General features: G+C 73.5%; 25 protein-coding genes. 15 read left to right on the top strand and 10 right to left on the bottom strand.

The features are described from left to right. Nucleotides 1-118 precede the first annotated feature (118 nt). The 3 genes from ABT299_RS02170 to ABT299_RS02160 all read left to right on the top strand — a co-directional run bounded on the left by ABT299_RS02170 (nucleotide 119) and on the right by ABT299_RS02160 (nucleotide 3,227). A complete protein-coding gene (locus tag ABT299_RS02170; protein ID WP_500249481.1) occupies nucleotides 119-1,291 on the top strand; it encodes an NADH:flavin oxidoreductase in 1,173 nt (390 codons plus the stop codon). A gap of 34 nt (nucleotides 1,292-1,325) precedes the next feature. Then, nucleotides 1,326-2,312 carry an SDR family NAD(P)-dependent oxidoreductase gene (locus tag ABT299_RS02165; protein ID WP_500249480.1) on the top strand — a complete coding sequence of 329 codons (987 nt, stop codon included), beginning with the start codon at nucleotides 1,326-1,328 and terminating at the stop codon, nucleotides 2,310-2,312. 102 nt (nucleotides 2,313-2,414) lie between these two features. Further along, nucleotides 2,415-3,227: an HTD2 family dehydratase gene (locus ABT299_RS02160; protein WP_500249479.1), complete on the top strand. Its 813-nt coding sequence runs from the start codon at nucleotides 2,415-2,417 to the stop codon at nucleotides 3,225-3,227. On the opposite strand, the gene ABT299_RS02155 is transcribed toward ABT299_RS02160, so the two are convergent. From ABT299_RS02155 to ABT299_RS02145, 3 genes are all read right to left on the bottom strand, one after another. Beyond that, nucleotides 3,224-4,888, bottom strand: a complete 1,665-nt coding sequence (locus ABT299_RS02155) for a glycerol-3-phosphate dehydrogenase/oxidase (RefSeq protein WP_387020671.1) — start codon at nucleotides 4,886-4,888, stop codon at nucleotides 3,224-3,226. The genes ABT299_RS02160 and ABT299_RS02155 overlap by 4 nt on opposite strands. A 94-nt stretch (nucleotides 4,889-4,982) precedes the next feature. Continuing rightward, nucleotides 4,983-6,500 (bottom strand): glycerol kinase GlpK, encoded by a 1,518-nt coding sequence (gene glpK, locus ABT299_RS02150; protein WP_500249478.1) that lies wholly within the window; start codon nucleotides 6,498-6,500, stop codon nucleotides 4,983-4,985. A gap of 48 nt (nucleotides 6,501-6,548) precedes the next feature. After that, entirely contained in the window at nucleotides 6,549-7,373 is an 825-nt protein-coding gene (locus ABT299_RS02145) for an MIP/aquaporin family protein (protein ID WP_190858510.1), read from the bottom strand. A gap of 249 nt (nucleotides 7,374-7,622) precedes the next feature. Here ABT299_RS02145 and ABT299_RS02140 point away from each other — a divergent pair, with 249 nt between their 5' ends. Together ABT299_RS02140 and glpK (ABT299_RS02135) are read left to right on the top strand one after the other, a co-directional pair. Further along, nucleotides 7,623-8,390, top strand: a complete 768-nt coding sequence (locus ABT299_RS02140) for an IclR family transcriptional regulator (protein ID WP_151594760.1) — start codon at nucleotides 7,623-7,625, stop codon at nucleotides 8,388-8,390. Between the two features lie 117 nt (nucleotides 8,391-8,507). Next, nucleotides 8,508-10,034 carry a glycerol kinase GlpK gene (glpK, locus tag ABT299_RS02135; RefSeq protein ID WP_190858508.1) on the top strand — a complete coding sequence of 509 codons (1,527 nt, stop codon included), beginning with the start codon at nucleotides 8,508-8,510 and terminating at the stop codon, nucleotides 10,032-10,034. 30 nt (nucleotides 10,035-10,064) lie between these two features. Here glpK (ABT299_RS02135) and ABT299_RS02130 read toward each other — a convergent pair whose 3' ends face one another. Further along, nucleotides 10,065-11,216 (bottom strand): acyl-CoA dehydrogenase family protein, encoded by a 1,152-nt coding sequence (locus tag ABT299_RS02130; RefSeq protein ID WP_387020679.1) that lies wholly within the window; start codon nucleotides 11,214-11,216, stop codon nucleotides 10,065-10,067. A gap of 165 nt (nucleotides 11,217-11,381) precedes the next feature. On the opposite strand from ABT299_RS02130, the gene ABT299_RS02125 reads away from it, so the two are divergent. The 7 genes from ABT299_RS02125 to ABT299_RS02095 all read left to right on the top strand — a co-directional run bounded on the left by ABT299_RS02125 (nucleotide 11,382) and on the right by ABT299_RS02095 (nucleotide 18,496). After that, a complete protein-coding gene (locus ABT299_RS02125) occupies nucleotides 11,382-12,077 on the top strand; it encodes a GntR family transcriptional regulator (protein WP_500249477.1) in 696 nt (231 codons plus the stop codon). A gap of 137 nt (nucleotides 12,078-12,214) precedes the next feature. Next, a complete protein-coding gene (locus ABT299_RS02120) occupies nucleotides 12,215-13,003 on the top strand; it encodes an enoyl-CoA hydratase/isomerase family protein (RefSeq protein WP_500249476.1) in 789 nt (262 codons plus the stop codon). Nucleotides 13,004-13,058: 55 nt separating this feature from the next. Beyond that, the gene (locus ABT299_RS02115) at nucleotides 13,059-14,234 is read left to right on the top strand and encodes an acyl-CoA dehydrogenase family protein (RefSeq protein WP_500249475.1); all 1,176 of its coding nucleotides are present in this window, start codon (nucleotides 13,059-13,061) and stop codon (nucleotides 14,232-14,234) included. 7 nt (nucleotides 14,235-14,241) lie between these two features. Beyond that, complete coding sequence (locus ABT299_RS02110; RefSeq protein WP_500249474.1) at nucleotides 14,242-15,453, top strand: CaiB/BaiF CoA transferase family protein; 1,212 nt, start codon at nucleotides 14,242-14,244, stop codon at nucleotides 15,451-15,453. An 88-nt stretch (nucleotides 15,454-15,541) separates the two neighbouring features. After that, on the top strand, nucleotides 15,542-16,402 hold the full coding sequence (locus ABT299_RS02105; protein ID WP_500249473.1) for a helix-turn-helix transcriptional regulator: 861 nt from the start codon (nucleotides 15,542-15,544) through the stop codon (nucleotides 16,400-16,402). A gap of 109 nt (nucleotides 16,403-16,511) precedes the next feature. Beyond that, a complete protein-coding gene (locus ABT299_RS02100) occupies nucleotides 16,512-17,516 on the top strand; it encodes an aldo/keto reductase (protein WP_500249472.1) in 1,005 nt (334 codons plus the stop codon). Beyond that, on the top strand, nucleotides 17,516-18,496 hold the full coding sequence (locus ABT299_RS02095) for a quinone oxidoreductase family protein (protein ID WP_500249471.1): 981 nt from the start codon (nucleotides 17,516-17,518) through the stop codon (nucleotides 18,494-18,496). Before ABT299_RS02100 ends, ABT299_RS02095 begins: the two co-directional genes overlap by 1 nt. Before the next feature lie 3 nt (nucleotides 18,497-18,499). Here ABT299_RS02095 and ABT299_RS02090 read toward each other — a convergent pair whose 3' ends face one another. Both ABT299_RS02090 and ABT299_RS02085 read right to left on the bottom strand, forming a co-directional pair. Continuing rightward, entirely contained in the window at nucleotides 18,500-19,276 is a 777-nt protein-coding gene (locus ABT299_RS02090) for a class I SAM-dependent methyltransferase (protein ID WP_500249470.1), read from the bottom strand. After that, nucleotides 19,273-19,848: a peroxiredoxin-like family protein gene (locus tag ABT299_RS02085; protein ID WP_500249469.1), complete on the bottom strand. Its 576-nt coding sequence runs from the start codon at nucleotides 19,846-19,848 to the stop codon at nucleotides 19,273-19,275. Before ABT299_RS02085 ends, ABT299_RS02090 begins: the two co-directional genes overlap by 4 nt. 68 nt (nucleotides 19,849-19,916) lie before the next feature. Here ABT299_RS02085 and ABT299_RS02080 point away from each other — a divergent pair, with 68 nt between their 5' ends. Beyond that, nucleotides 19,917-20,531 (top strand): TetR/AcrR family transcriptional regulator, encoded by a 615-nt coding sequence (locus tag ABT299_RS02080; RefSeq protein WP_190858485.1) that lies wholly within the window; start codon nucleotides 19,917-19,919, stop codon nucleotides 20,529-20,531. Here the strand turns inward: ABT299_RS02080 and ABT299_RS02075 are convergent. The 4 genes from ABT299_RS02075 to ABT299_RS02060 are packed head-to-tail and all read right to left on the bottom strand — an operon-like array spanning nucleotide 20,528 to nucleotide 23,920. Then, nucleotides 20,528-21,589 carry an NAD(P)H-dependent flavin oxidoreductase gene (locus ABT299_RS02075; protein ID WP_190858483.1) on the bottom strand — a complete coding sequence of 354 codons (1,062 nt, stop codon included), beginning with the start codon at nucleotides 21,587-21,589 and terminating at the stop codon, nucleotides 20,528-20,530. The two genes, ABT299_RS02080 and ABT299_RS02075, sit on opposite strands and share 4 nt — an antisense overlap. Then, on the bottom strand, nucleotides 21,589-22,320 hold the full coding sequence (locus ABT299_RS02070) for a CoA-transferase subunit beta (RefSeq protein WP_190858474.1): 732 nt from the start codon (nucleotides 22,318-22,320) through the stop codon (nucleotides 21,589-21,591). Before ABT299_RS02070 ends, ABT299_RS02075 begins: the two co-directional genes overlap by 1 nt. Beyond that, nucleotides 22,317-23,177 (bottom strand): CoA transferase subunit A, encoded by an 861-nt coding sequence (locus ABT299_RS02065; protein WP_500249468.1) that lies wholly within the window; start codon nucleotides 23,175-23,177, stop codon nucleotides 22,317-22,319. The genes ABT299_RS02070 and ABT299_RS02065 overlap by 4 nt, the downstream gene beginning before the upstream one ends. Beyond that, nucleotides 23,174-23,920: an enoyl-CoA hydratase family protein gene (locus tag ABT299_RS02060; protein WP_190858472.1), complete on the bottom strand. Its 747-nt coding sequence runs from the start codon at nucleotides 23,918-23,920 to the stop codon at nucleotides 23,174-23,176. The genes ABT299_RS02065 and ABT299_RS02060 overlap by 4 nt, the downstream gene beginning before the upstream one ends. Nucleotides 23,921-23,984: 64 nt before the next feature. Between ABT299_RS02060 and ABT299_RS02055 the strand changes: the two genes are divergently transcribed. Both ABT299_RS02055 and ABT299_RS02050 read left to right on the top strand, forming a co-directional pair. Next, the gene (locus ABT299_RS02055; protein WP_387020713.1) at nucleotides 23,985-24,752 is read left to right on the top strand and encodes an SDR family oxidoreductase; all 768 of its coding nucleotides are present in this window, start codon (nucleotides 23,985-23,987) and stop codon (nucleotides 24,750-24,752) included. Further along, nucleotides 24,749-25,657: an SDR family oxidoreductase gene (locus ABT299_RS02050; protein WP_500249467.1), complete on the top strand. Its 909-nt coding sequence runs from the start codon at nucleotides 24,749-24,751 to the stop codon at nucleotides 25,655-25,657. The genes ABT299_RS02055 and ABT299_RS02050 overlap by 4 nt, the downstream gene beginning before the upstream one ends. Nucleotides 25,658-25,661: the final 4 nt, after the last annotated feature.

Genomic DNA, 25,661 nt, shown 5'->3' with positions numbered 1-25,661 from the left:
CACGGTGTTGGCCCAGGGGGGCGACCCCCTGGAACCCCCGCTCCGCTCGCCGGCGCTCGCTCCGCGTGCCTGCCCGTCAGCCGGGGCCAGCATGGAAACTCCTCGATCGGAGGTCGTTGTGGACGTCTTCGAAAACGCGAAGCTCGGGCCCCTCACCCTGCGGAACCGGGTCATCAAGGCCGCCACCTTCGAGGGCATGACGCCGGACGCCCTCGTCACCGACGACCTGATCGAGTACCACCGGCGGCCCGCCGCCGGGGGAGTGGCGATGACGACCGTCGCCTACTGCGCGGTCGCGCCCGAGGGCCGCACCGAGCGGCGGCAGATCCACATGCGTCCCGAGGCCGTTCCCGGGCTGCGGCGCCTCACCGACGCCGTGCACGCCGAGGGCGCGGCCGCGTCCGCGCAGATCGGGCACGCCGGGCCGGTCGCCGACGCGAGCTCCAACAGGATGCGGGGCCTGTCGGCCGGGCGGTTCTTCAACCCGCTCGGGATGCGCTTCACCAAGGCGGCGACCGCCGAGGACATCGAGCGGGTCACCCGCGACCACGCCGCCGCGGCGCGGCTGGCGATCGAGGCGGGCTTCGACGCCGTCGAGATCCACTTCGGGCACAACTACCTGGCCAGCTCGTTCCTCAGCCCGCGGCTGAACAAGCGCGACGACGCCTACGGCGGGCCGATCGAGAACCGCGCCAAGGTCGCGCTCGGCATCGCCCGGGCGGTGCGCGAGGAGGTCGGCGACCGGATCGCCGTCACCGCGAAGATCAACATGCGGGACGGCGTGCCGGGCGGGCTGGAGGTCGACGACAGCCTGCAGGTGGCGCGCTGGCTGCAGGAGGAGGGCACCGTCGACGCGCTGGAGCTGACGGCGGGCAGTTCCCTGCTGAACCCGATGTACCTGTTCCGCGGCGAGGCGCCGGTCCGCGAGTTCGCCGCCAACTTCAAGCAGCCGCTGCGGACGGGCATCCGGATGTCCGGCACCAAGTTTCTGCGCGCCTACCCGTACCAGGAGGCGTTCCTCCTCGAACACGCCCGCCGGTTCCGCGCCGAGCTGGACCTGCCGCTGATCCTGCTCGGCGGCGTCACCAACCGCGAGACGATGGACAGGGCGATGGCGGAGGGCTTCCAGTTCGTCGCGATGGGACGCGCGCTGCTGCGCGAGCCCGACCTCGTGAACAGGATCGCGGAGGACCCCTCGACGCGGTCGCTGTGCATCCACTGCAACCGCTGCATGCCGACGATCTACACCGGCACGCACTGCCCCGAGATCCCCGCGGAGGGCCCGGCTTGACCTGGAGCGCGCTCTAACTCGTACCGTACGGTGCATGATCACTCCGCAGCACGGGATCGATTCGGGGTTCGGGTTCGAGAGCACGGCGCGCGAGGTCCTGGCGGGCATCGACCTGTCCGGCAGGCTGGCCGTGGTGACCGGCGGCTACTCCGGGCTCGGCCTGGAGACGACCCGCGCCCTGGCAGAGGCCGGCGCGCACGTCGTGGTGCCGGCGCGGCGCCCGGCGGTCGCGAAGGAGGCGCTCGAGGGCGTCGGTGACGTCGAGGTGGACGAGCTGGACCTCGCCGACCTGGAGAGCGTGCGCGGCTTCGCCGACCGCTTCCTGGAGTCCGGCCGCGGCATCGACATGATCATCGGCAACGCGGCGGTCATGGCGTGCCCGGAGACCCGGGTCGGGCCGGGCTGGGAGGCGCAGTTCGCCACCAACCACCTCGGCCACTACGCGCTGGTGAACCGGCTGTGGCCGGCGGTCAGGGCCGGCGCCCGTGTCGTCGCCGTCTCCTCGCAGGGGCACCACTTCTCCCGGATGCGCTGGGACGACCCGCACTTCACGAGCGGCTACGACCGGTGGGAGGCGTACGGGCAGGCGAAGACCGCCAACGTGCTGTTCGCCGTGCACCTGGACGCCCTGGCGAAGGACGACGTGCGCGCGTTCTCCCTCCACCCGGGCAGCATCCTCACGCCGCTGCAGCGGCACATCCCGAAGGAGGACAAGATCGCCTACGGGTGGATCGACGAGGAGGGCAACGAGATCGCCCAGGGCTTCAAGACCCCGGAGCAGGGCGCCGCGACCGCGGTGTGGGCGGCGACGTCCCCGCGGCTGGACGGGATGGGCGGCGTCTACTGCATGGACTGCGACATCGCCGAGCCCACCCCGGCCGACGTGCCCGAGGTGCGCGGCCGGAAGGCGGGCGCGCCCGCGCCTGTGGGTGTCCGTCCTTACGCGATCGACCCGGACGAGGCCGCGCGGCTGTGGGCGTACTCGGCCGAGCTGACCGGCGTCGACGCGTTCGCGGAGTAGCCGCCGCTCCGCGCGGCCCGGCTGACGCGGGGGCGGGCCCGGCGCCGATCCCGCCCGTCGGCATAATCCCTGGGGAACGACCGACGGCCGAGGGATGTGGCGATGATCGACGTGGGCGGCTGGTCGCCGGAACCGGTGGAGACGGCCGAGGTCATCGACGCGGCGCCGTCCGCCGCGCTGGCGGGGGTGCTGGACGTCGAGCCGCCGGGGGAGGAGCTGCCGCCGCTGTGGCACTGGCTGCACTTCCTCGAACGGCCCGCGCAGCGCGAGCTCGGCCCCGACGGTCACCCGCTCGGCGGGCACTTCCTGCCGCCGATCCCCGACCGGCGGCGCATGTTCGCCGGCGGCCGGTTCCGCGTCCGCGAGCCGCTGCGCGTCGGCGACACCGTCACGCGCCGCACCGAGCTGGCCTCCACGGCGGTCAAGCAGGGACGCAGCGGCGAGATGCTGTTCGTGACCGTCCGCCACACGTTCCTGCGGGCCGGTACCGAGATCGCCGTCGAGGAGCAGGACCTCGTCTACCGCAGCGGCGACGCGGCGTCCCGCCCGCCGGAGGTGTCCTTCGACGCGCCGGACACGAAGGCGCCGTGGACGCTGCCGGTGACCGCCGACCCGGTCCTGCTGTTCCGGTTCAGCGCGCTCACCTACAACGCCCACCGCATCCACTACGACGAGACCTACGCGACCGAGGTCGAGGGGCACGGCGGGCTCGTCGTGCACGGGCCGCTGCTGGCGATCCTGTGCCTCGAACTGCCGCGCCGGGCGGGCCTGAGGGTGAACGACCTGTCGTTCCGCGCCCGCAGGCCCGTCTACGCGCGGCAGCCCTTCGTCGCGGCCGGCTCGCCGGACGGTGAGCTGTCGATCGAGGCGCCCGGCGGCGTCACCGCGATGACCGCGACCTTCACCGCCTCCTAGGCCGCCGTCACCGGGGGCTCCACCACCGCCGGCCCGTCCCGGCGCTCCGCCCTGATCTGCAGGACGTACCGCTTGACCTCGTCGGCGGCGTCCTCGCGGCTCCAGCCCAGCCGGGGCGCGAGCAGGTCGGCGACATGCGCAGCAGCGGCGAGGCCGCCGTCCCACTCCTCGATCGACACGCGCAGCCGCCGCGCGAGGACGTCCTCGAGGTGCAGGGCGCCCTCGTGCGTCACCGCGTAGACGGCCTCGGCGCACAGGTAGTCCTCCGCGCCGGGGATCGGTGCGCCGAGCTCCGGTTCGGCGGCGACCAGGTCGAGGACGTCCTGCGCGCACGACCCGTACCGGCGCAGCAGGTGCTCGATCCGCGCGACGTGCAGCCCGGAGCGGGCGGCGAGCCGGCGCCGCTCGTTCCACAGCACCTCGAAGCCGACCGCGCCGAGGATCGGCAGCCGCCCGGTGACCGACGCGGGCACCGACTCGTCCAGGCCCTCGGCGACCACGTCGACCGCGTCGCGTGCCATGACCCGGTAGGTGGTGAACTTGCCGCCCGTGACCACGACCAGCCCCGGCACCGGCTCCGCGACGGCGTGCTCGCGCGACAGCCGCGCCGTGTCGTCCATCTCGCCGGACAGCAGCGGCCGCAGCCCCGCGTACACGCCCTCGACGTCGTCCATGGTCAGCGGCGTGCGCAGCACCGCGTTCGCCCGCTCCAGCAGGTAGCCGATGTCGGTGTGGTCGGCGACCGGCTCGTCCGGGCCGTCGTCGTGCGGGGTGTCGGTCGTGCCGACCAGCCAGTGCCGGCCCCACGGGATGATGAACAGCACGCTGCGCTCGGTCCGGGTGATCAGCCCGGTGTCCATCGGGATCCGGTCGCGCGGCACCACCAGGTGGACGCCCTTGGACGCGCGCACCGCGAACGTCGCCCGCGCCCCCGTCATCGCCTGCGCGCCGTCCGTCCACACGCCCGTCGCGCAGACGACCCGGCGGGCGCGGACGGTGATCTCCCGCCCGCCCTCCAGGTCCACGACGTGCGCGCCGGTGACCCGCTCGCCCTCGCGCAGGAAACCGGTCACCTCGGTGCGGGTGGCGACCCTCGCGCCGTACTGGGCGGCGGTGCGGGCGACCATCATCGTGTAGCGGGCGTCGTCCACCTGCGCGTCGTAGTACTGGATCGCGCCGACGAGCGCGTCCGCGCGCAGGGCCGGTGCCTCCCGCAGCGCGCCGCGCCGGGTGAGCTGCCGGTGCCGGGGCAGCGACCGGGCGCCGCCCATCGTGTCGTAGAGGGTCACGCCGGCGCTGACGTACGCCCGCTCCCACACCCGGTTGCGCAGCGGGTACAGGAACTGGACGGGCCGCACCAGGTGCGGTGCGAGCCGGTGCAGCAGCAGGGCGCGCTCCCGCAGCGCCTCGCGGACCAGACCGAAGTCGCGCTGCTCCAGGTAGCGGAGCCCGCCGTGGATCAGCTTGCTGGAGCGGCTGGAGGTGCCGGCCGCCCAGTCGCGGGCCTCCACCAGGGCGACGGTCAGGCCCCGGGAGATCGCGTCGAGCGCGGCGCCGGCGCCGACGATGCCGCCGCCGACGACCAGGACGTCGAACTCGTTCTCGGCCAGTGCGCGCAGGGTGTCCTCGCGGTACCGAGGGCCGAGGGCTACGGATGTCACTGCATGCTCCCGATGAGGGGTGATCGGTCAGGATGGTGCGGGCGGGGCCGGCGCCGGTGTCCCGGCCCCGCCGCGCGTGTTGTCCCGGCCGGGTCTAGTCGACGTCGACCCAGTCGAGGGTTCGGTTGACGGCCTTCTTCCAGCCGGCGTAGCCCTTCTCGCGCTGCTCGTCGCTCCAGGTGGGCAGCCAGCGCTTGTCCTCGTTCCAGTTCTGGCGCAGCTCGTCGGTGGTGTTCCAGAAGCCGACGGCGAGGCCGGCGGCGTAGGCGGCGCCGAGGGCGGTGGTCTCGGCGACGACCGGGCGCGACACCGGGACGCCGAGGATGTCGGCCTGCATCTGCATGCACAGCTCGTTGGCGGTGATCCCGCCGTCGACCTTGAGCGTGTCGAGGGCGACGCCGGAGTCCTCGCGCATGGCCTCGACGACGTCCCGCGACTGGTAGCAGATCGATTCGAGGGTGGCGCGGGCCAGGTGGGCGTTGGTGTTGAAGCGCGAGAGCCCGACGATGGCGCCGCGCGCGTCCGACCGCCAGTACGGGGCGAACAGGCCGGAGAAGGCGGGGACGAAGTACACGCCGCCGTTGTCCTCGACCTGCCGGGCGAGCGCCTCGCTCTGCGCGGCGCCGGAGATGATGCCGAGCTGGTCGCGCAGCCACTGCACCGCCGACCCGGTGACCGCGATCGACCCTTCCAGCGCGTACACCGGCTTGCCGCCCCCGAACTGGTAGCAGACCGTGGTCAGCAGCCCGTTCTTCGACCGCACCAGCTCGTTGCCCGTGTTGAGCAGCAGGAAGTTGCCGGTGCCGTAGGTGTTCTTGGCCTCGCCGGGCGAGAAGCACACCTGGCCGACGGTCGCGGCCTGCTGGTCGCCGAGGGCCGCCGTCAGCGGGACCTCGCCGCCGAGAGGGCCGTCCGGGCGGGTCAGCCCGTAGGCCTCGGACGTCGACGACGGCCTGATCTCCGGCAGCATCGCGCGCGGGATGCCGAAGAACGAGAGCAGCTCGTCGTCCCAGTCGAGGGTCTCCAGGTCCATCAGCATGGTGCGGCTGGCGTTGGTGACGTCGGTGACGTGCACGCCGCCGTCCGGCCCGCCGGTCAGGTTCCACAGCACCCAGCTGTCGGTCGTCCCGAAGATCGCGTCGCCCCGCTCGGCCGCCTCCCGGACCCCGTCGACGTTCTCCAGGATCCACTGGATCTTGCCGCCGGAGAAGTAGGTCGCGGGCGGCAGCCCGGCCTTGCGGCGGATGACGTCGCCCTTGCCCTCCCGCTCCAGCGCCGAGGCGATGCGGTCGGTGCGGGTGTCCTGCCAGACGATCGCGTTGAAGTAGGGCCGCCCGGTGCGGCGGTCCCACACCAGCGTCGTCTCACGCTGGTTGGTGATGCCGAACGCCGCGAGGTCGGTGTGGCTCAGGTTCGCCTTGTTCAGCGTGCTCTGGATGACCGCGCGGGTGCGCTCCCAGATCTCGGTGGGGTTGTGCTCGACCCAGCCGGCTTGCGGCAGGATCTGCTCGTGCTCGAGCTGGTGGCGGGCGATCTCGTTGCCGCCGTGATCGAAGATCATGAACCGGGTGCTCGTGGTGCCCTGGTCGAGCGCTCCGACGAAGTCAGCCATGTGCGGAATCTCCAGTGGGAAGGACCTGCGGACGGGGGGTCGCGCCGCTCACGCGGCCTCGTACTCGGGCTCGGGCTTGGCGACGTCCGGCTCGGTGCCGTCGGACGGCAGGAACCAGCCGATCAGCAGCTTGTACAGGCCGGCGCCGAGCACGCCGCCGATGAGCGGGGCGACGATCGGGACCCAGAAGTACAGGTCCCCGTGCTGGTCCTTCCAGGCGCCGCCGTAGCCGGTGATGAACTGCGCGAGCCGGGGGCCGAAGTCGCGCGCCGGGTTGATCGCGTAGCCGGCGTCCGAGCCGAACGCCATCCCGATCGCCACGACCAGCAGCCCGATCAGGAAGGGGCCGAGGTTGGCCAGCGGCGGCGAGTTCCGCGCGTCGGTCAGCGCCTTGATGACGAACAGCAGGATGGCGGTGCCGATGACCTGGTCGCGGAACGCGCCCCAGGTGCCGACGGGCAGGGTCCCGTTGCCCGGCAGCGTCGAGAAGACGCCCTGGGTCTTGATGGTGTGGCCGGGGTCGACCTTGGCCAGGATCTCGCTGTAGTTCCACCGGACGATCAGCGCCGCGATGAACGCCCCGGCGGTCTGGGCGGCGATGTAGGGCGCCACCTTCCGCCACGAGAACTCCTTGAACGTGGCCAGCGCGAACGTGACCGCTGGGTTGAGGTGGGCGCCGCTGATCCGCGCGGCGACGTAGACGCCGAGCGTGACGCCGAGCCCCCAGGCCCAGGCGATGCTGTCGTGGTCGCCGATGCCGGCGCCGGCGACCTGCGCCACGACGCCGACTCCGAACAGGATCAGGATCATGGTTCCGGCGAACTCGGCGGCGAGCTCCCCGGCCAGCGGTGGGAATTTCCGGCGTTCCGCCATGTCTGTGCTCCTCGGCTGCGGGGGTGGACGCGAAGCCTCATGAGGCTGGCCAGAACGTAGGACGCGGATGACCCGGAAACAACGGAAGGCTGCCGACAATGTCGAACACTTTCCCCGCCGCCCGGCGCCGGTTACCCTCCCCCCTGTGCACCAGATCACAGAATCCGGGCAGTTCGGGACGGGAACGGTGGTGATGACGACAGGTGCCGACATTGTCGGCACCCTGGCCCGAGAACTAGCATCGGGTTCATGCCCGGACCTGTGCAGTCGATCGAGCGGGCCGCCGCGATCCTGCGGCTGCTCGCCGCCAGCTCCGGCCGGCTCGGGGTCGGTGAGATCGCCAGCTCGCTCGGCCTCGCCCGCGGCACCGCGCACGGCATCCTGCGCACCCTGGAGCGGGTCGGCTTCGTCGAGCAGGACGGCGGCACCGGAAAATACCAGCTCGGCGCCGCCCTGCTCCACCTCGGCACCAGCTACCTGGACGTCAACGAGCTGCGCTCCCGGGCGATCAACTGGGCGGACGCGCTGGCCTCGCGCAGCGGCGAGGCCGTCCGGATCGGCACCCTGCTCGACGGGAAGGTGCTGGTCGTCCACCACGTCTTCCGGCCCGACGACACCCTCCAGGCGCTGGACGTCGGGTCGCTGCTGCCGCTGCACGCGACCGCCCTCGGCAAGGCGCTGCTGGCGCACGACGCCAACGCGGCGGCGTCCATCCGCGACACCGAGCTGGAGTCCTACTGCCGCCGGACGATCACCGATCCGCGCCTGCTCGCACGGGCCGCCACCCGGGTCCGCGAGAACGGCTGGGCGGCCGAGGTCGAGGAGCTGTCCATCGGCGAGGCGGGCATCGCCGCCCCGATCCGCGGGTACGGGGGACTCGTCGTCGGGGCCATCGGCATCTCCGGCGCGGTCGAGCGGATCTGCGACACCGGCCGCGTCCCCGAGCCCCGGCTGGTGGCGTTCGTGCGGGACGCGGCCCGCGCCGTCTCACGGGACCTCGGCGGCTCGCGATGGTGACGCGCGGAGACCGCGGGTGACGGGGCGGGCGGCCGCCCGCACCGGCGGGCGGCGGGACCGGGAGACGCGGCCGGACCGGCGGACGGGGAAGGGGCACGGCGGGGGAGAGGGCGCAACGTGACCGAACGCTACGTGATGTCGATCGACCAGGGCACCACCTCGACCCGGTGCATCCTGTTCGACCACGGCGGCCGGCTCGTGTCGGTGGCGCAGCGCGAGCACCGGCAGCACTTCCCGAAGCCCGGCTGGGTCGAGCACGACCCCATGGAGATCTGGCGCAACCTGGAGCGGATCGCGCCGGAGGCGCTCGCCCAGGCGGGCGTCACCGCGAACCAGGTCGCCGCCGTCGGCATCGCCAACCAGCGCGAGACCACCGTGCTCTGGGACCGGCTCACCGGCGCCCCGATCGGCCGCGCCATCGTCTGGCAGGACATGCGGACCGGCCCGCTGGTCGACGAGCTGGGCCGCGCGCCCGGCGCCGCGATCGTCACCGAGCGCAGCGGGCTGCCGCTCGCCACCTACTTCTCCGCGCCGCGCATCCGCTGGCTGCTCGACCACACGCCCGGCCTGCGCGAGCGCGCCGAGCGCGGCGAGGTGCTGTTCGGCACCATGGAGAGCTGGCTGATCTGGAACCTCAGCGGCGGCGTCGACGGCGGCGTGCACGTCACCGACGTCACCAACGCCAGCCGCACCCTGCTGATGGACCTGCACACGCTGTCCTGGGACGACGACCTGCTGGCGTTCTTCGGGGTGCCGCGGGCGATGCTGCCGGAGATCAGGTCGTCCACCGAGACCTACGGGACGGCCCGCCGGGTGTTCCCCGGGGTGCGGGTCGGCGCCGCGCTCGGCGACCAGCAGGCCGCGCTGTTCGGCCAGACGTGCTTCGCGCCCGGCGAGACCAAGTGCACCTACGGGACCGGCGCGTTCCTGCTGATGAACACCGGGACCAAGCCGGTGCGGTCGGAGAACGGGCTGCTCACCACCGTCGGCTACAAGATCGGCGACGAGCCGGCGGTGTACGCGCTGGAGGGCTCGATCGCGATCACCGGCGCGCTCGTCCAGTGGTTCCGCGACGGGCTCGGGCTGATCACCACCGCGCCGGAGATCGAGACGCTCGCCCGCACCGTGAGCGACAACGGCGGCTGCTACATCGTGCCGGCGTTCTCCGGCCTGTTCGCCCCGCACTGGCGGAGCGAGGCCCGCGGCATCATCGTCGGCCTGACCTCCTACATCACCAAGGGCCACCTGGCGCGGGCGGTGCTGGAGGCGACCGGCTGGCAGACCCGCGAGGTCGTGGACGCGATGAACCGGGACTCCGGGCTCAGCCTCCGGGAGCTGAAGGCCGACGGCGGCATGACCTCCGACAACCTGCTGATGCAGATGGTCGCCGACATGCTGAACGTGCCGGTGGCGCGGCCGATGGTGGTCGAGACCGTCTCGCTCGGCGCCGCGTACGCCGCCGGGCTGGCCGTCGGCTACTGGGCGGGCCTGGAGGGGCTGCGGCGGAACTGGCACCGCGCGGCCCGCTGGGTCCCCGCCATGGAGGCGAGCCGCCGCGACCACGAGTACGACAACTGGAAGCGCGCCGTGGAACGCACCTTCGACTGGATCCGGGCCGGCGAGGAGCCAGGCGAGGGGCCCTGACCGGCCCGGGCCGCGGGGCGCCGCGCCGCGTCAGACGCGGTTCCGCTCGACCAGCTGCTTGACGATCACGTTGCGCTGGATCTCGTTGGTCCCCTCGCCGACGATCATCAGCGGGGCGTCCCGGAAGTAGCGCTCGATGTCGAACTCGGTGGAGTAGCCCGCCGCGCCGTGGATCCGGACGGCGTTGAGGGCGATCCGCATCGCCGCCTCGGAGGCGTAGAGCTTGGCCATGCCCGCCTCCATGTCGCAGCGCTCGCCGGCGTCCAGCCGTCCGGCGGCGTCCAGGGTGAGCAGCCGCGCCGCGCGCAGCTCGGTGGCCATGTCGGCGAGGTAGTTGCCGACCGACTGGTGCTTCCAGATCGGCTTGCCGAACGCCTCGCGCTCCTGGGCGTAGCGGACGGAGTCCTCCAGCGCGGCCCGGGCCACGCCGAGCGCGCGCGCCGCGACCTGGATCCGGCCGACCTCCAGACCGCGCATCATCTGCGCGAACCCGCGGCCCTCCTCGCCGCCGAGCACCGCGTCCAGCGGCGCCTCGCAGCCGTCGAACGACAGCTCGCAGCTCTCCACGCCCTTGTAGCCGAGCTTCGGCAGGTCGCGGGAGACCGTCAGGCCCGGCCCCTTCTCGACGAGCAGGACGCTGATGCCGCGGTGGCGGGGCCGGGCGTCCGGGTCGGTCTTGCACAGCAGCGCGATCAGGCCGGACGTCCGCGCGTTCGTGATCCACATCTTCGCGCCGTCGATCACGTAGCGGTCGCCCTCGCGGCGCGCGGTCGTGGTCATCGCCTGCAGGTCGGAGCCGCCGGACGGCTCGGTCAGCGCCATCGTGGCGCGCAGCTCGCCGGTCGCCATCCGGGGCAGGTACCGGCGCTTCTGCTCCTCGGTGCCGAAGACCGCGAGCAGGTGCGAGACGACCGTGTGCCCGCCGAACGCCCCCGCGAGCGACATCCAGCCGCGCGCCAACTCCTCGGTGACGAGGGCGTAGCAGGCCTTGGAGACCGAGACCTCGCCGTACGGTTCGGGCACGGCGAGCCCGTAGACGCCCAGCTCCTTCATGCGGGCGATCAGGTGCTCGGGGTAGGCGTTCGCGTGCTCGAGGTCGCGGGCCACCGGCCGGACCTCCCGGTCGACGAAGTCCGCGACGACCTCGACGATGGCGCGCTCCTCGTCGCTCAGCGTGAACACGGCTGCCGCCCTCCTCCGGCCCCGGCACCGGCCGGCGCCTTTTCATATATTTGATTTGAAAATCACCACTGTCAACTCGCTGGAGGCCGGAAGCGGCTGATCGGACACGAGGGGGACGGCCCGTCCCTACATAATGTTGGGATCAGGCAGGCGCACGGGGAGACGATGACGGTGGCGAGTTCCGGCGACCGGGCGCTCGGCAGGCGCCGCCAGCTCAGCGACGAGGTGGCCGCCTACGTCCGCGAGCTGATCATGTCCGGCCAGGTCGGGCACGGGGAGTTCCTGCGGCTGGAGAGGATCGCCGACGACCTCGGGATCAGCGTCACCCCCGTCCGGGAGGCGCTGCTGTCGCTGCGCGGCGAGGGCTTCGTCACGCTGGAGCCGCGCCGCGGGTTCATGCCGGCGCCGCTGTCGCGCCAGGACGTCCAGGACCTGTTCGAGGCGCAGGCGTACTTCGCCGGGGAGCTGGCCTCCCGCGCCGCCGAGAAGATCACGGCGGAGGAGCTGGAGGCGCTCGACCGGACGCAGGGGCTGCTGGAGCAGGCGTCCAAGGCCCAGGACGCCGAGGGCATCGAGCGGGCCAACCACCAGTTCCACCGGGTGATCAACCTGTGCGCCGGGTCGCCCAAGACGGCGTGGCTGCTCCAGCTGGTGGTGCGGTACGCGCCGCGCCGCTTCTACTCCAGCATCCAGGGCTGGAGCCAGGCCTCCGTCGACGACCACCGGCTCATCCTGGCGGCGCTGCGGGCCGGGGACCCCGAGGCCGCGCGCGGCGCGATGCGGGCGCACATCAGGCACGCCGGAGCGCTGCTGGTCGTGCACCTGGAGGCGCAGGGGTTCTGGGCCGACCACACGGACTGACGGGGGCGCTCGCGGGGGCCGCCCTTCCCTGCGGCGGTCATCGACCCATATCGTATAAAAAATTGCGAGGAGGGATCGATGGACGACCGGGACTCCGGAGCGGTGCGCGCCCCCGCGCGGCGATCGGCGGCGGACGCGTGACCGGCGGCCCCGCCGGCGACGTCGTCGAGGTCGCCGACCACGACGCGACCCGGGTCCTGACGCTGAACCGCCCCGAGGCGCGCAACGCGATCGACATCCCGATGCGCCTGCGGCTCCTGGACGAGCTGCGCCGCGCCGCCGACGACCCGGCCGTCCGCGCGATCGTGCTGACGGGCGCGGGCGGCACGTTCTCGGCGGGCGGCGACCTGCGGTCGATGGAGGGCGCCGGGCCCGACGAGGTCCGCGAGCGGCTGGCGCCGGTGCACCGGGCCGTCCGGATCATCGCGACCTGCGGGACCCCGGTGGTCGCGGCCGTCGAGGGCGCCGCCGCCGGGCTCGGCGTGTCCGTCGCCGCCGCCTGCGACCACGTGGTGGCCGCCGAGGACGCCCGGTTCGTCGCCGCGTTCGGCAAGGTCGGGCTGGTCGCGGACGGCGGGCTGCTGTGGACGCTCCCGCAGCGCGTCGGGATGGGCCGCGCCAAGGAGATGCTCGTGTTCGGCCGGACGGTGCCCGCGCCGCGGGCCTGCGAGATCGGGCTCGCCGACTCGCTCGCGCCGCCCGGCGGGGCCCTGGACGCGGCGCTGGAGCTGGCCGCCGGCGCGGCGTCGCTCGCCCCGCTCGCCGTCGCCGCCGCCAAGCGGCTCCTCGCGCGCGCCGACCACAGCCTGAAGCGGCTGCTGGAGGCCGAGCGGGAGGAGCAGGTCGCGCTGTTCGGCACCGCCGACTTCGCGGAGGGCCGCGCCGCGTTCGCCGAGCGCCGCGCCCCCCGCTTCGAGGGCCGCTGAGCCGCCGGCGCGGCGGCTCCTTCGCACAGGCGCGTGATCCGGGAGGGAATGGAACGTGAGCAGGCTGCAGCAGACCTACGGGCTGTCGGACGAGCAGCGGGAGATCGTGGCGACGGTGCGGGCCTTCGTCGACAAGGAGATCCTCCCGGTCGCGACGGAGCTGGAGCACGCGGACGCGTACCCGCAGGAGATCGTGGACGGGATGAAGCGGCTCGGCCTGTTCGGGCTGATGATCGGCGAGGAGCACGGCGGCCTCGGCGAGTCGCTGCTGACCTACGCGCTCGCGGTGGAGGAGCTGTCGCGCGGCTGGATGAGCGTGTCCGGCATCGTCAACACGCACTTCATCGTCGCCTGGATGATCACGCACCACGGCACGCCGGAGCAGCGGGCGCACTACCTGCCGAGGATGGCGACCGGCGAGATCCGCGGCGCGTTCTCCATGTCGGAGCCGGGCTGCGGCTCGGACGTGTCGGCGATCAGGACCCGCGCCGTGCGCGACGGCGACGCGTACGTGATCGACGGGCAGAAGATGTGGCTGACCAACGGCGGGTCCGCCAACCTCGTCGCCACCCTCGTCAAGACCGACCCGGACGCGGGCCACCGCGGCATGACGACGTTCCTGGTCGACAAGACGCCCGGGTTCGGGGAGGTCGCGCCGGGCCTGACCGTCCCCGGGAAGATCGAGAAGATGGGGTACAAGGGCGTCGACACGACCGAGCTGGTCTTCGACTCCTACCGGATCCCGGCCGCTCAGGTCCTCGGCGGCGAGCCCGGCCGCGGCTTCTACCAGATGATGGACGGCGTCGAGGTCGGCCGCGTCAACGTCGCGGCCCGCGGCTGCGGCGTCGCGCGCCGCGCCTACGAGCTGGCCCTCGACTACGCGCGGCGGCGCGAGACGTTCGGCAGGCCGATCGCCGAGCACCAGGCGGTCATGTTCCGGCTCGCCGAGATGGCGACCAAGGTCGAGGCGGCCCACCAGATGATGGTGATGGCGGCGCGCCGCAAGGACTCCGGCGAGCGCAACGACCTGGAGGCGGGCATGGCCAAGTACCTGGCCAGCGAGTACTGCAAGGAGGTCGTGGAGGACTCCTTCCGCATCCACGGCGGCTACGCCTACTCCAAGGAGTACGAGATCGAGCGCCTCTACCGGGAGGCGCCGATGCTGCTGATCGGCGAGGGCACCGCCGACATCCAGAAGATGATCATCGGCCGCCGGCTGCTGGAGGACTGAGACCGCGATGCTCCCCCTCGAAGGCATCACCGTCGTCGCGCTGGAGCAGGCGGTCGCCGCGCCGTTCGCCACCCGGCAGCTCGCCGACCTCGGCGCCCGCGTCATCAAGGTCGAGCGCGTGGACGGCGGCGACTTCGCCCGCGCCTACGACGCCGACGTGCGCGGCGGGCTCGGCACCCACTTCGCGTGGCTGAACCGGTCGAAGGAGTCGGTCGCGCTCGACCTCAAGCGGGACGAGGGGCGGGCGATCCTCGCCGAGCTGGTCGCGGGCGCCGACGTGTTCCTGCAGAACCTCGCGCCCGGCGCCGCCGCCCGCCTCGGCTTCGGCGCGGACGGGCTGCGCGCCCGCGACCCCCGGCTGATCGTCGTCGACATGTCCGGCTACGGGACGCGCGGCCCGTACCGCGACAAGCGCGCCTACGACATGCTCGTCCAGGCCGAGGCGGGGCTGATCTCGGTGACCGGCACCCCGGAGACGCCGGTGAAGGCGGGCTCCCCGCTGGCCGACATCGCCGCCGGGATGTACGCCTTCTCCGGGACGCTCGCGGCGCTCGTCCGGCGCGGCACCACCGGCGAGGGCGCGGCGATCGAGGTCACGATGTTCGACGCGGTCGCCGAGTGGATGAGCCAGGCGATGTACACGACCCTCTACACGGGGTCGGTGCCGCCGCGGACCCGGCTGAGCCATCCGGTCATCTGCCCGTACGACGCCTACCCGACGGCCGACGGGGTCGACGTCGTCATCGGCGTGCAGAACGACCGCGGCTGGGCGGCGCTGGCGACCGGCGTCCTGGACCGTCCCGACCTGGTCACCGATCCCGAGTACGCGACGAACCGGGCGCGGGTCCGCAACCGCGGGAAGGTGGACGCGATCGTCGCCGGCGTCACCTCGGCGATGGACCGCGCGGAACTGCTGCGGCGGCTGGACGAGGCGGGCGTCCCGAACGCGTCGCTGAACGACGGGCACGGGCTGATCGCGCACCCGCAGCTCGCCGAGCGGGACCGCTGGCGCGAGGTCGGCTCCCCGGTCGGGGCGATCCGCGCGATCCGCCCGCCGATCACCTTCGCCGACGTCGAGGCGCGGATGGACCCGGTCCCGGCGCTCGGCGAGCACACCGAGGCGGTCCTGCGCGAGCTCGGACGCGACGGCGCGGACATCGCGCGGCTGAGCGGGTCCGGGACCGTGCGGCTGCACGCGGAGGCCCCGCCCGCCACGTGACCGGCGCGCCCGCCACGTGACCGGCGCCCGCCGCCCGCCCGGCCGCCGCCCCGGCGATCACGACCGGGCCACCGGATATCGTGGCGGCATGGCCAGCACGACCCCGCCCTCCGCCCCCGACCGCCGCCGCGAGGAGATGCGCGACTTCCTGCGCACCCGCCGCGCCCGGCTCACGCCCTCCGACGTCGGCATGCCCGACGCGGGCCGGCGCCGGACGCCGGGCCTGCGGCGCGAGGAGGTCGCCGTGCTCGCCGGGGTCGGCGTGTCCTGGTACACGTGGCTGGAGCAGGGCCGCGACATCAAGGTCTCCGGCGACGTGCTGGACGCCATCGCCCGCGCCCTCCGGCTCGACGCCGCCGAGCGCGAGCACCTGTACCTGCTGGCCGGGCTGAACCCGCCGCGGCGCGAGGCCGGCCCCGCCGCGCCGATCACGCCGGAGCTGCGGCGGGTGCTGGACGCGTGGTCGCCGCGGCCCGCCTACGTCCGGGACCGGCACTGGAACTTCGTCGCGATCAACGACGCGGCCCGCGAGGTGTTCGGGTTCTCCGACGTGGACCACAACTGCCTGGTGACGTTCTTCACCAACGCCCGCTACCGGAGCATGCACCTGGAGTGGGCCGCCGCCGCCCCGGGCGTCGTCGCCGGGTTCCGCGCGGACGCGGCCCGCTATCCCGACGACCCCGAGTTCGGCCGGATCGCGGAGGACATGATCGAGGTCAGCCCGGAGTTCGCCGAGCTGTGGCCGCGGCACGACGTGAGCGCCGCCACGCAGGCGGTCAAGGGCGTCCGGCACCCGGAGGCCGGCGAGATGATCTTCGAGGGGACGCTGCTGCCGCTCGCCGACCGCCCCGGCACCGACCTCGTGCTGCAGAACCCGCGTCCCGGCACCGGGACCATGGAACGCCTGGAGCGGCTGATGGCGCGGCGCGGTCTGGCCGCGGCGAGCTGACCCCCGCCCGCGAGGGTGGTGGTGGCAGACCCAGGATGAGCGCGGTCTGCCTGCTTCTCCGGCGATCCGGCACGATCGTTCCCGAACGAACCAGATGAAGGGAACGGCCGTGAGGAATCGTGATTTCGCGGGTGCGCCGGTGGGCGCCGTCGGGCTGGGCTGCATGGGCATGAGCTGGGCCTACGCCGAGTCCGAGCGCGACGACGACGCGTCGGTGGCGCTGATCCGCGAGGCGCTCGACCTGGGCGTCACCTTCCTGGACACCGCGCAGCCCTACGGCGACGGCCACAACGAGACGCTGGTCGGCCGGGCCCTCTCGGGCCGCCGCGACGAGGCGGTGCTCGCCACCAAGACGGGCCTGGTCGTGGAGTCGCTCGCCACCAGGAAGATCGTCCGCAACGGGCGGCCGGAGCACGTCAAGGCGTCCGCCGAGGACAGCCTCCGCCGCCTGGACACCGACGTGATCGACCTCTACTACCTGCACCGCGTCGACCCGGACGTGCCGCTGGCCGACACTTGGGGCGCGATGGCGGAACTGGTCGCCGAGGGCAAGGTGCGGCGGCTGGGGCTGTCGGAGGTCAGCGTCGCGCAGGCGGCCGAGGCGCACGCGATCCACCCGGTGGCGGCGATCCAGTCGGAGCTGTCGCTGTGGACCCGGGACGCGATGGGGCAGCCGGCGGCGGAGTCCGCCGGCGGCGGCGCGGTCTCGGGCGCCGGCGAGGCGGGCGACGTGGTCGGCTGGTGCGCCGCCAACGGCGCGGCGTTCGTCCCGTTCTCGCCGCTCGGCCGGGGGTTCCTCACCGGGACCGTCACCGCGGCCGATTTCGAGGACGGCGACTTCCGCGGCGCCAACCCGCGCTTCCAGGAGGAGGCGCTGAAGGCCAACCTGCGCATCGTCGACGTCGTCAAGGCGGTCGCCGAGCGGCACGGGGCCACCCCCGCGCAGGTCGCCATCGCCTGGACGCTCGCGCAGGGCGACCACGTCATCCCCATCCCCGGCACCAAGAAGCAGCGGTACCTGCGCGACAACGCCGCCGCCGCCGACCTGGACCTCACCGAGACCGACCTGGCCGAGCTGGACGCCGTTCCCGCGGCCGTTGGAGGGCGTTACTGATGAAGGCCGTCACCATTCCCGCGTTCGGCGAGGCCGACGTGCTGCGCGTGGACGAGGTCAAGGTCCCCGAGCCGGGGCCGGGGCAGGTGTCGATCGACGTCGCCTACGCGGGCGCCAACTTCGCCGAGGTGCTGTACCGGCGGGGCGTCGTGGACGTGCCGCTGCCGTTCGTCCCCGGCATCGAGGTGTCCGGGCACGTCCGCGCGGTCGGCCCGGACGTCGAGGGGCTGCGGCCCGGGCAGCCCGTCGCCGCGCTGACGATCGTGGACAGCGGCGGGTACGCCGAGGCCGTCGTCACCTCCGCCGACCTGGTCGCGCCGCTGGACGGTCTCGACCTCGCCCTGGACGTCGCGGCCGCGATCCCGTCCAACAGCACGACCGCGTTCCTCGTCCTGGACCGGGCGGCGCGCATCGAGCCCGGCGAGACCGTGCTCGTGCACGCCGCCGCCGGAGGGGTCGGCAGCCAGCTCGGCCAGGCGGCGCGGCAGCTCGGCGCGGGCCGCGTGGTCGGCACCGTCGGCGGCCCGGCGAAGATCGAGACGGCGCGCGGCTTCGGCTACGACGACGTCGTGCTCCGCGACGAGCTGCCGGACCGGGTCGCGGACCTCACCGGCGGGCGCGGGTTCGACATCGTGGTCGACATGGTCGGCGGCCCGGCGCGCCGCACCAGCCTCGACGCCCTCGCCCCGATGGGCCGGATGATCGTCATGGGCAACGCGTCGGGCGCGGACGACGTGGGCGTGTCGGCGAACGAGCTGTGGTTCAGCAACAAGTCCGTGTCGGGGTTCAACCTCGCGGCGTTCTCGGGCGCGTTCCCGGCCGAGGCGGGCCGGGGCCTGCGCCGCGCCGTGGCCGCCGCGGCCTCCGGCGACCTGCGGCTTCAGGTGGAGGAGCTGCCCCTGGAGCGGGCCGCGGAGGCGCACCGCCGCATCGAGTCGGGCGCCACGACCGGCAAGCTCGTCCTCGCGGTGCGCGGCTGACGCTCACACCGCCGTGACCAGCCATGCGGTGCTCCGCAGCCGGACGCCGCCGGGCGTCTCGAACGGGCGGGCCGCGCCGGTCAGCGCGGCCCGCGCGCGGCCGGCGGCGGCCTCGTCCAAGGCGCCGCCGAAGGCGCCCCAGGCGAGGATGAACGAGGCGGCCGCCTCCGCGTCCGGTCCGAGGACGATGGACGTCTCGACCGGTTCGGAGCGGACGTCGGCGAACCCGGCCGCGCCGAGCACGGCGGCGATCCGGTCGGGGTCGGACAGCGAGTGCACGTCGGACGGGGGCCCGCCCGCCGGCGCCGGGGGCATGGCCGCCGCGACGATGCCCGGCAGGTCGTTGCCGCCGGGCGGGCCGACGGTCGTGAACACCAGCCGTCCTCCCGGCTTCAGGGCCCGGCGGACGTTGCCGAAGGCGGCCACGGGGTCGCGGAAGAACATCATGCCGAACCGGCTGATCGCGACGTCGAACTCGCCGTGGCGGAAGGGATGCGTCTGCGCGTCGCCCGCCTCGAACTCGACATTGGCCAGGCCCTCGCCGTCGGCGAAAGCGCGGGCCTGGGCGAGCAGGGGCTCCGCGATGTCGTTGCCGAGGACGCTTCCGCGGGCGGCGAGCCGTGCGGCCCGCCGCGAGGTCGCGCCGTAGCCGCAGCCGACGTCGAGCACGCGCCCGGCGGGAGGGACGGCGGCGGCGGCGAACAGGGTGTCATCGTACCCGCCGCTGATCACCTCGTAGCGGGCGGCGTCGGCGACGCGGTCGATGGTCTCCATGGTCATGCCTTCCGTGCCGGGGCGGGCGCCTCGGCGGCCAGGGCGAGCAGTTCGTCGACCGACCACTGGTCGTAGGCGTGCTCGCCGTACTTCGCCGCGATGAGCCGCCCGTCCGCGCCGATCAGGAAGTCGCCGGGCAGGCCCAGCCGGCCGCCGGTCGGGCGGGCGGCCGGCGGGCGCTCGCGGCCCCAGAGCACCCGCCAGGTCTTGATGACCGAGGACCAGGCGAGCGGGCCCCACACCCGGGGGTCGAGGAGCGCGCGGCGCGCGGACTCGACGCCGAACTCGGCGTACAGGCGCTTGCGGGGGTCCCCGACGACGGGGAACGGGAGTCCGGGGACGTGCTCGCGCAGTTCCTCCTCGGTGGAGTGGAACACCACGATCTCGCGGATCCCGGCGGCCTCGATCTCGGCGTGCCGGGTGACGAACGAGCGCAGGTGCAGGTTGCAGATCGGGCAGCCCGCGAACCGGCGGAACTGCAGGTGGACGAGGCGGCCCGGGTCGGGCACGGGGACCGCGGGGCCGCCGACCGGGGTCAGCTCGCGGTCGGGGACGTCGGAACCGGGGACGAGACGCATCGGCGCGCTCCTTAGGTGTACGGCATACGCTTACGATCGTAAGTGTATGCCGTACGCTGTCAAGCGCCATGCCGAGACCCCGCTCGCTCACCCAGGACCAGGTCGCCGCCGCGGCGCTCGCCGTCATCGACCGGGACGGCCTCGCCGGGCTGTCCATGCGCGCCGTCGCCAAGGAGCTCAAGCTGAGCACCATGGCGCTGTACCGGTACGTCCGCGACCGGGAGGAGCTGGAAGGACTCGTCATCGACCTCGTCTACGCGGAGGTCGACCCCACGCCGCCGCCCGGCGGCCCGTGGGAGGAGAGGATCGTGACCATGGCGCTGCGGCTGCGGAAGGCGTTCGGCGCGCACGCGGCGATCATGCCGCTGACGCTCACGCACCGGCACGACTCGGCCGGGTCGCTGTGCTGGGGCGAGACGGTGGCCGGCATCCTGCGCGATGCGGGCATCACCGGGCCGCGCGCCGCCGTCGCCCTCCGCGCGGTGATCGCCTACATCATCGGCGCCATCCAGCTGGAGCACCTCGGCCCGCTGGAGGGCGAGGGGACGGCCGCCATCGCCGCGCTGCCCGCCGACCGGTTCCCGAACATGGCGGAGACCGCGCGGCACGCCCGCCACATCGGCCCCGACGAGGAGTTCCGCGGGGGACTGGCGGCCGTGCTGCGCGGCCTCGGCACCGTCTAACGCACCAGCAGCGCCTGCTGCGCGGCGATGGCCCGCACGGCCTGCTCCACGATCCCGTCGATCAGCCGGGCGCAGCTCGGCAAGTCGTCGATGACCCCGACGACCTGGCCCGACGCCATCACGCCGAGATCGGGACGGCCGTCCACCATCGCCGCCTTCAGCAGCATCGGGGTGTTGGCCGCCATGAGGACCTGCGACCAGGACAGGTCCTTGCCGTGCTTCATCGCCTTCCCGTCCGCGATCATCGCGCGCCACGACATCCCGGACAGCTTCTTGAATCGGGCCCCGTTGCGCAGCGCCCGGACCAGCCCGCTGACCCGGCCGGACGACTCCAGCCCGTCCACCAGCTCGCTGCGCAGCACCCGGTGCGGCATCCCGTCGACCTGCCGGGTCACGACCGTCTCGCCCGTCTCCAGGTACACCTGCTTGACCGCGTCGGGGACCGAGCTGTCGGAGGTCAGCAGGAACCGGGTGCCCATCGCCACTCCCGCCGCCCCGTAGGACAGCGCGGCGGCGAGCCCGCGCCCGTCGAAGAAGCCGCCGGCCGCGATCACCGGGATGTCGACCGCGTCCACGACCTGCGGCAGCAGCAGTGTGGTGGCGACGGCGCCGGTGTGCCCGCCGCCCTCGCCGCCCTGCACCAGCACCGCGTCCGCGCCCCAGCCCGCGACCTTCTCCGCGTGCCGCCGCGCGCCCACCGACGGGATCACGACGAGGCCCGCGTCCTTGAGCTTGGCGATCAGCTCCTTCTTCGGCGCGAGCGCGAACGACGCGACCTTCACGCCCTCCTTGATCAGCAGGTCGATGCGGTCGCCGGCGTCCCCGGCGTCGGCCCGCAGGTTGACCCCGAACGGCGCGTCCGTGCGGTCCTTCACCTCGTGGATCGCGTCCGCGAGCTGGTCCAGCGTCATCGTCGCCGACGCGAGGATCCCGAGACCGCCCGCGTTCGCGACCGCGGTGACCAGGCGCGGGCCGGCCACCCAGCCCATGCCCGTCTGGACGACCGGGTGCCGCACGCCCGTCAGCCGGGTCAGCGGGGTGTCGAGCCGCTGCTCCATCAGGCCGGGACCTCCCGCTCGCGCAGCCCCTTCGGGTCGAGCACCTCGCGCATGACCCGCAGCTCCTCGTCGTCGGGGAGGCGGGTCTGCGGCACCTCGTCCGGGACGGCCAGCTCGAACCCGGTGGCGGCCACGACGTCCTCGACGGTCACTCCGGGGTGCACCGAGCGCAGCCGCATCCGGTGGTCGGGGGTGTCGAAGTCCAGCACCGCCAGGTTGCTCACCACGGCGCGGATCTCGTGCGCGCCCCGGTCCCAGCCGACGCCGCTGACGAAGTCGACCGTGTCGGTGAACACCCGCGTCGAGTGCTTCGGCACCCAGTAGCTCGTCGGGTTCAGCAGCGTGTTGCCCGGCCCGCCGCGCGACCCGAGGAGCTGCCGCGTCGGCCGCTCCCAGTCGCCGATGCACGAGATGTTGGTGTTGCCGTACCGGTCGATCTGCGACGGCCCCATCACCACGTGCCGCCGCGCGTTCAGCACCAGCCACAGGTGGTCGCGGAACGGCAGCCAGCCCTCCGCCACCTCCGCGGTGCGGCCCAGCGGGACGGGCTCGGCGCTCAGCGTCGGCCCGCCGTCGGTCGTCAGCAGGTCCGGCTCGAACGTCGCCCGCGCGAGCCGCGAGCCCAGCATCGGCACGAAGCCGGCGACCGCCGCCGCCACGATCTCGCCGTCGCCCCGGAACAGCTCCGCGCAGGCGACCGCGCAGACCTCGGCCCTCGTCACATCGCTCATCGGGACTCCTCCTGCCAGGTCCGGACCGCGTCCTGGTAAGCGGCCTCGTCGCCGGACAGGAACCGGTCGCGGAACGCCGCCCACGCCTCCGGGTCGCCCGCCGACTTCGCGTACAGCTTCTGGAACGCCTCGTCGCGGCGGTGGTCGGGCTCGCAGTCGGTGAAGTGCGCGCCGTTCGGCGTCTCCACCACGCCCGCGACCTGCGCCCGGCTGATCAGCATCGACTGCGGCGGGCCCTCCTTGGCGAAGTCGGCGGTGTCCACCAGCCGCTCGCAGGAGATGTACGTCCGGTCCGCGGCCTTGGCGAACAGGTCGTCCATGTACGGGTCGGCGCCGAGGTACTGCGCGTTGCCGCGCGCGTCGGCGCGGTTCATGTGGATCAGCGCCGCGTCCATCTTCAGCGCCGGGACGGCGACGAGCTCCTGCCCGTCCTCGTACGGCGACCGGATCGTCTTCAACTCCGGGTTGACGCGCATCACGTCCGAGCCGAGCCCGACCGGGGTGGGCAGGAACGGCAGCCGGTGCGCCGCCGCGTACAGCCCGAACATGAACATGCCCTCGTCGTACTCGGTCAGCTCGATCGACCCGGTCTGCCGGGCCTGCCGGAAGTGCGGCTCCAGCGGGATCGAGTCCATGGTCACGAACGCGGTGACGAGCCGGCGGACCTTGCCGGCCGCGCACAGCAGCCCGACGTCCGGGCCGCCGTAGGTCACCACGGTCAGGTCGGTGACGTCGGAGCGGCACAGCGCCCGGACCAGGGCCATCGGCTTGCGCCGCGAGCCCCAGCCGCCGATCCCGAGCGTCATGCCGCTCTCCAGCGACCCGACGATCTCCTCGATGGAGAGAACCTTGCTCACTTGGCCCCCTTCGCGACGAAGGCGTCGCGGTGCTCGTCGCCCGCGCCCATGAGGTTCAGCTCGAACGTGAACCCCTGCTCGTAGCGGTAGCTGCGGCGGACGTCGACCGGGTCGATGCCGTTCAGCGACTCCTTGGCGCGCCGGATCACGTACCTGTCCTTCGCCGCGATGTTCCCGGCGACCTCCAGCGCCTTGGCGCGCAGCTCGTCCTTCGGGACGACCTCCAGCACCGAGCCGTGGTGGTGCAGCTCGGCCGCGGTCACGTTGCGGCAGGTGTAGACCATCGCGCGCATCAGGTGCTGCGGGACGAGCCGGGCCAGGTGCGTCGCGGCGCCGAGCGCCCCCCGGTCGACCTCGGGCAGGCCGAAGAAGGCGTCGTCGGACGCCACGACGATGTCGGCGTTGCCCGCCAGCCCGATGCCGCCGCCGAGGCAGAAGCCGTGCACCGCGGCGACGACCGGCACCTCGCAGTCGTAGACGGCGGCGAACGCCGCGAAGCAGCCCCGGTTGGCCCCCACCAGCGCGGTGTGGCCATCGGTCCGCTGCATCTCCTTGATGTCGACGCCCGCGTTGAAGCCCCGGCCCTCGGCCCGGAGCACGACGGCGCCGACCTGCGGGTCGCGGCCGGCCGCGAGCACCGCGTCGGCCAGCTCGAACCAGCCCGCGACGGTCAGTGCGTTGACCGGCGGCGCGTCCACGACGATCTCGGCGACCCCGTCCAGGGTCGTGGTGGAGACTCCCATGCGCTACCTTTCCACCAAACATTTGTTAGAACAGACCGTAGCAGAGGGGCTCGGAGGAGGCGGGATGTCACTGACGCTGGACCTGGCGGGGAAGACCGTCGTGGTCACCGGAGGCGCGCGCGGGGTCGGTGCGGGGATCAGCCGCGCCTTCCTGGAGGCGGGCGCCGACGTGATCGCGGTGGCCCGGCGGGAGCCGGACGCGCTGCCCCGGGGCGGCGGCCGCGAGGCGGCGTTCGTCTCGCTGGACGTCCGGGACGCCGACGCCGCCGAGGCGTTCGCCGCCGGGCTCGACCGGGTCGACGTCCTGGTCAACAACGCGGGCGGCGCGCCGTTCCGGCCGCTCACCGACGGGCCGCTGCGCACCCACCTCAAGATCATCGAGCTGAACCTGACCGGACCGCTGATCATGGCGCGGACGCTGCGCCCGCTGATGCCGGACGGCTCCTCGGTGATCAACATCGGCAGCGTCAGCGGGGTCCGGCCGTCGCCGGGCACCGCCGCGTACGGCGCCGCCAAGGCCGGGCTGCACAGCCTCACCCAGTCGCTGGCCGTCGAGTGGGCGCCGCGGGTGCGGGTCAACACCCTGGTCCTCGGCATGATCCGCACCGAGCTGGCGCACCTGCACTACGGGGACGAGGCGGGCGTCGAGGCCGTCGGCCGCACCGTCCCGATGGGCCGCCTCGGCGACCCGTTCGAGGTCGGCGCGGCCTGCGTCTACCTGGCCTCGGACCTGGCGTCCTACGTCACCGGGTCGCAGATGCTGCTGCACGGCGGGGGAGAGCGCCCCGCGTTCCTGGACGCCGCCACCGTGAACAAGGAGGAGTCGCGATGATCTGCAAGGACCGCGTGGTCGCCATCACCGGGGCCGGGCGCGGGCTCGGCCGCGCGCACGCGCTGGAGTTCGCCCGGCAGGGCGCCCTCGTCGTCGTCAACGACCTGGGCGTGGCCCGCGACGGCAGCGGCGACGCCTCCGGCGGCCCCGCCCAGGACGTCGTCAAGGAGATCGAGGCGCTCGGCGGGCGGGCCGTGGCCAGCACCGACGACATCGCCACCGACGCGGGCGCCGCCGCGCTCGTCGCCACCACCGTGGACACCTTCGGCCGCCTCGACACCCTCGTCAACAACGCCGGTTTCCTGCGCGACCGGATGCTGATCAACCTCTCCGAGGACGAGTGGGACGCGGTGATGCGCGTCCACCTCAAGGGGCACTTCCTGCCGCTCAAGCACGCCGGGCGGTACTGGCGGGCCGAGAGCAAGGCGGGCCGCGCCGTGGACGCCCGCGTGATCAACACCTCGTCCGGCGCGGGCCTGCTCGGCAGCGTCGGCCAGGGCAACTACTCGGCCGCGAAGGCCGGCATCGTCGGGCTCACCCTCGTCGCCTCCGCCGAGCTCGGCCGGTACGGGGTGAACGTCAACGCGATCGCGCCCGCCGCCCGCACCCGGATGACCGAGGAGGTCTTCGCGCAGACGATGGCCGCGCCGGCCGAGGGCGAGTTCGACGCGATGGCGCCGGAGAACGTGTCGCCGCTGGTCGTCTGGCTCGGGTCCGCGCAGTCCAAGGGCGTCACCGGCCGGGTCTTCGAGGCCGAGGGCGGCAAGATCTGCGTGATGGACGCGTTCCGGCACGGCCCCGCGGCCGACAAGGGCGCCCGCTGGGACCCCGCCGAGGTCGGCGAGGTCGTCGCGGGCCTCCTCGCCGAGGCCCCGGAGCCCGAGCCGGTGTACGGCGCGGGCTGATTCG

The organism is Spirillospora sp. NPDC000708 (assembly GCF_040299565.1).
GTDB lineage: Bacteria > Actinomycetota > Actinomycetes > Streptosporangiales > Streptosporangiaceae > Spirillospora.
Note: the sequence above shows the minus strand (reverse complement) of the source record. Positions and strands in the feature narration are given on the sequence as shown.

Coding starts and splice junctions, on each gene's coding strand:
- ABT299_RS02055 (WP_387020713.1), top strand. CDS start 23,985: ATGTCACTGACGCTGGACCTGGCGGGGAAGACCGTCGTGGTCACCGGA.
- ABT299_RS02085 (WP_500249469.1), bottom strand. CDS start 19,848: ATGCGTCTCGTCCCCGGTTCCGACGTCCCCGACCGCGAGCTGACCCCG.
- ABT299_RS02075 (WP_190858483.1), bottom strand. CDS start 21,589: ATGGAGCAGCGGCTCGACACCCCGCTGACCCGGCTGACGGGCGTGCGG.
- ABT299_RS02160 (WP_500249479.1), top strand. CDS start 2,415: ATGATCGACGTGGGCGGCTGGTCGCCGGAACCGGTGGAGACGGCCGAG.
- ABT299_RS02095 (WP_500249471.1), top strand. CDS start 17,516: ATGAAGGCCGTCACCATTCCCGCGTTCGGCGAGGCCGACGTGCTGCGC.
- ABT299_RS02080 (WP_190858485.1), top strand. CDS start 19,917: ATGCCGAGACCCCGCTCGCTCACCCAGGACCAGGTCGCCGCCGCGGCG.
- ABT299_RS02110 (WP_500249474.1), top strand. CDS start 14,242: ATGCTCCCCCTCGAAGGCATCACCGTCGTCGCGCTGGAGCAGGCGGTC.
- ABT299_RS02090 (WP_500249470.1), bottom strand. CDS start 19,276: ATGACCATGGAGACCATCGACCGCGTCGCCGACGCCGCCCGCTACGAG.
- ABT299_RS02145 (WP_190858510.1), bottom strand. CDS start 7,373: ATGGCGGAACGCCGGAAATTCCCACCGCTGGCCGGGGAGCTCGCCGCC.
- ABT299_RS02050 (WP_500249467.1), top strand. CDS start 24,749: ATGATCTGCAAGGACCGCGTGGTCGCCATCACCGGGGCCGGGCGCGGG.
- ABT299_RS02140 (WP_151594760.1), top strand. CDS start 7,623: ATGCCCGGACCTGTGCAGTCGATCGAGCGGGCCGCCGCGATCCTGCGG.
- ABT299_RS02165 (WP_500249480.1), top strand. CDS start 1,326: ATGATCACTCCGCAGCACGGGATCGATTCGGGGTTCGGGTTCGAGAGC.
- ABT299_RS02125 (WP_500249477.1), top strand. CDS start 11,382: ATGACGGTGGCGAGTTCCGGCGACCGGGCGCTCGGCAGGCGCCGCCAG.
- glpK (WP_500249478.1), bottom strand. CDS start 6,500: ATGGCTGACTTCGTCGGAGCGCTCGACCAGGGCACCACGAGCACCCGG.
- ABT299_RS02070 (WP_190858474.1), bottom strand. CDS start 22,320: ATGAGCGATGTGACGAGGGCCGAGGTCTGCGCGGTCGCCTGCGCGGAG.
- ABT299_RS02060 (WP_190858472.1), bottom strand. CDS start 23,920: ATGGGAGTCTCCACCACGACCCTGGACGGGGTCGCCGAGATCGTCGTG.
- ABT299_RS02105 (WP_500249473.1), top strand. CDS start 15,542: ATGGCCAGCACGACCCCGCCCTCCGCCCCCGACCGCCGCCGCGAGGAG.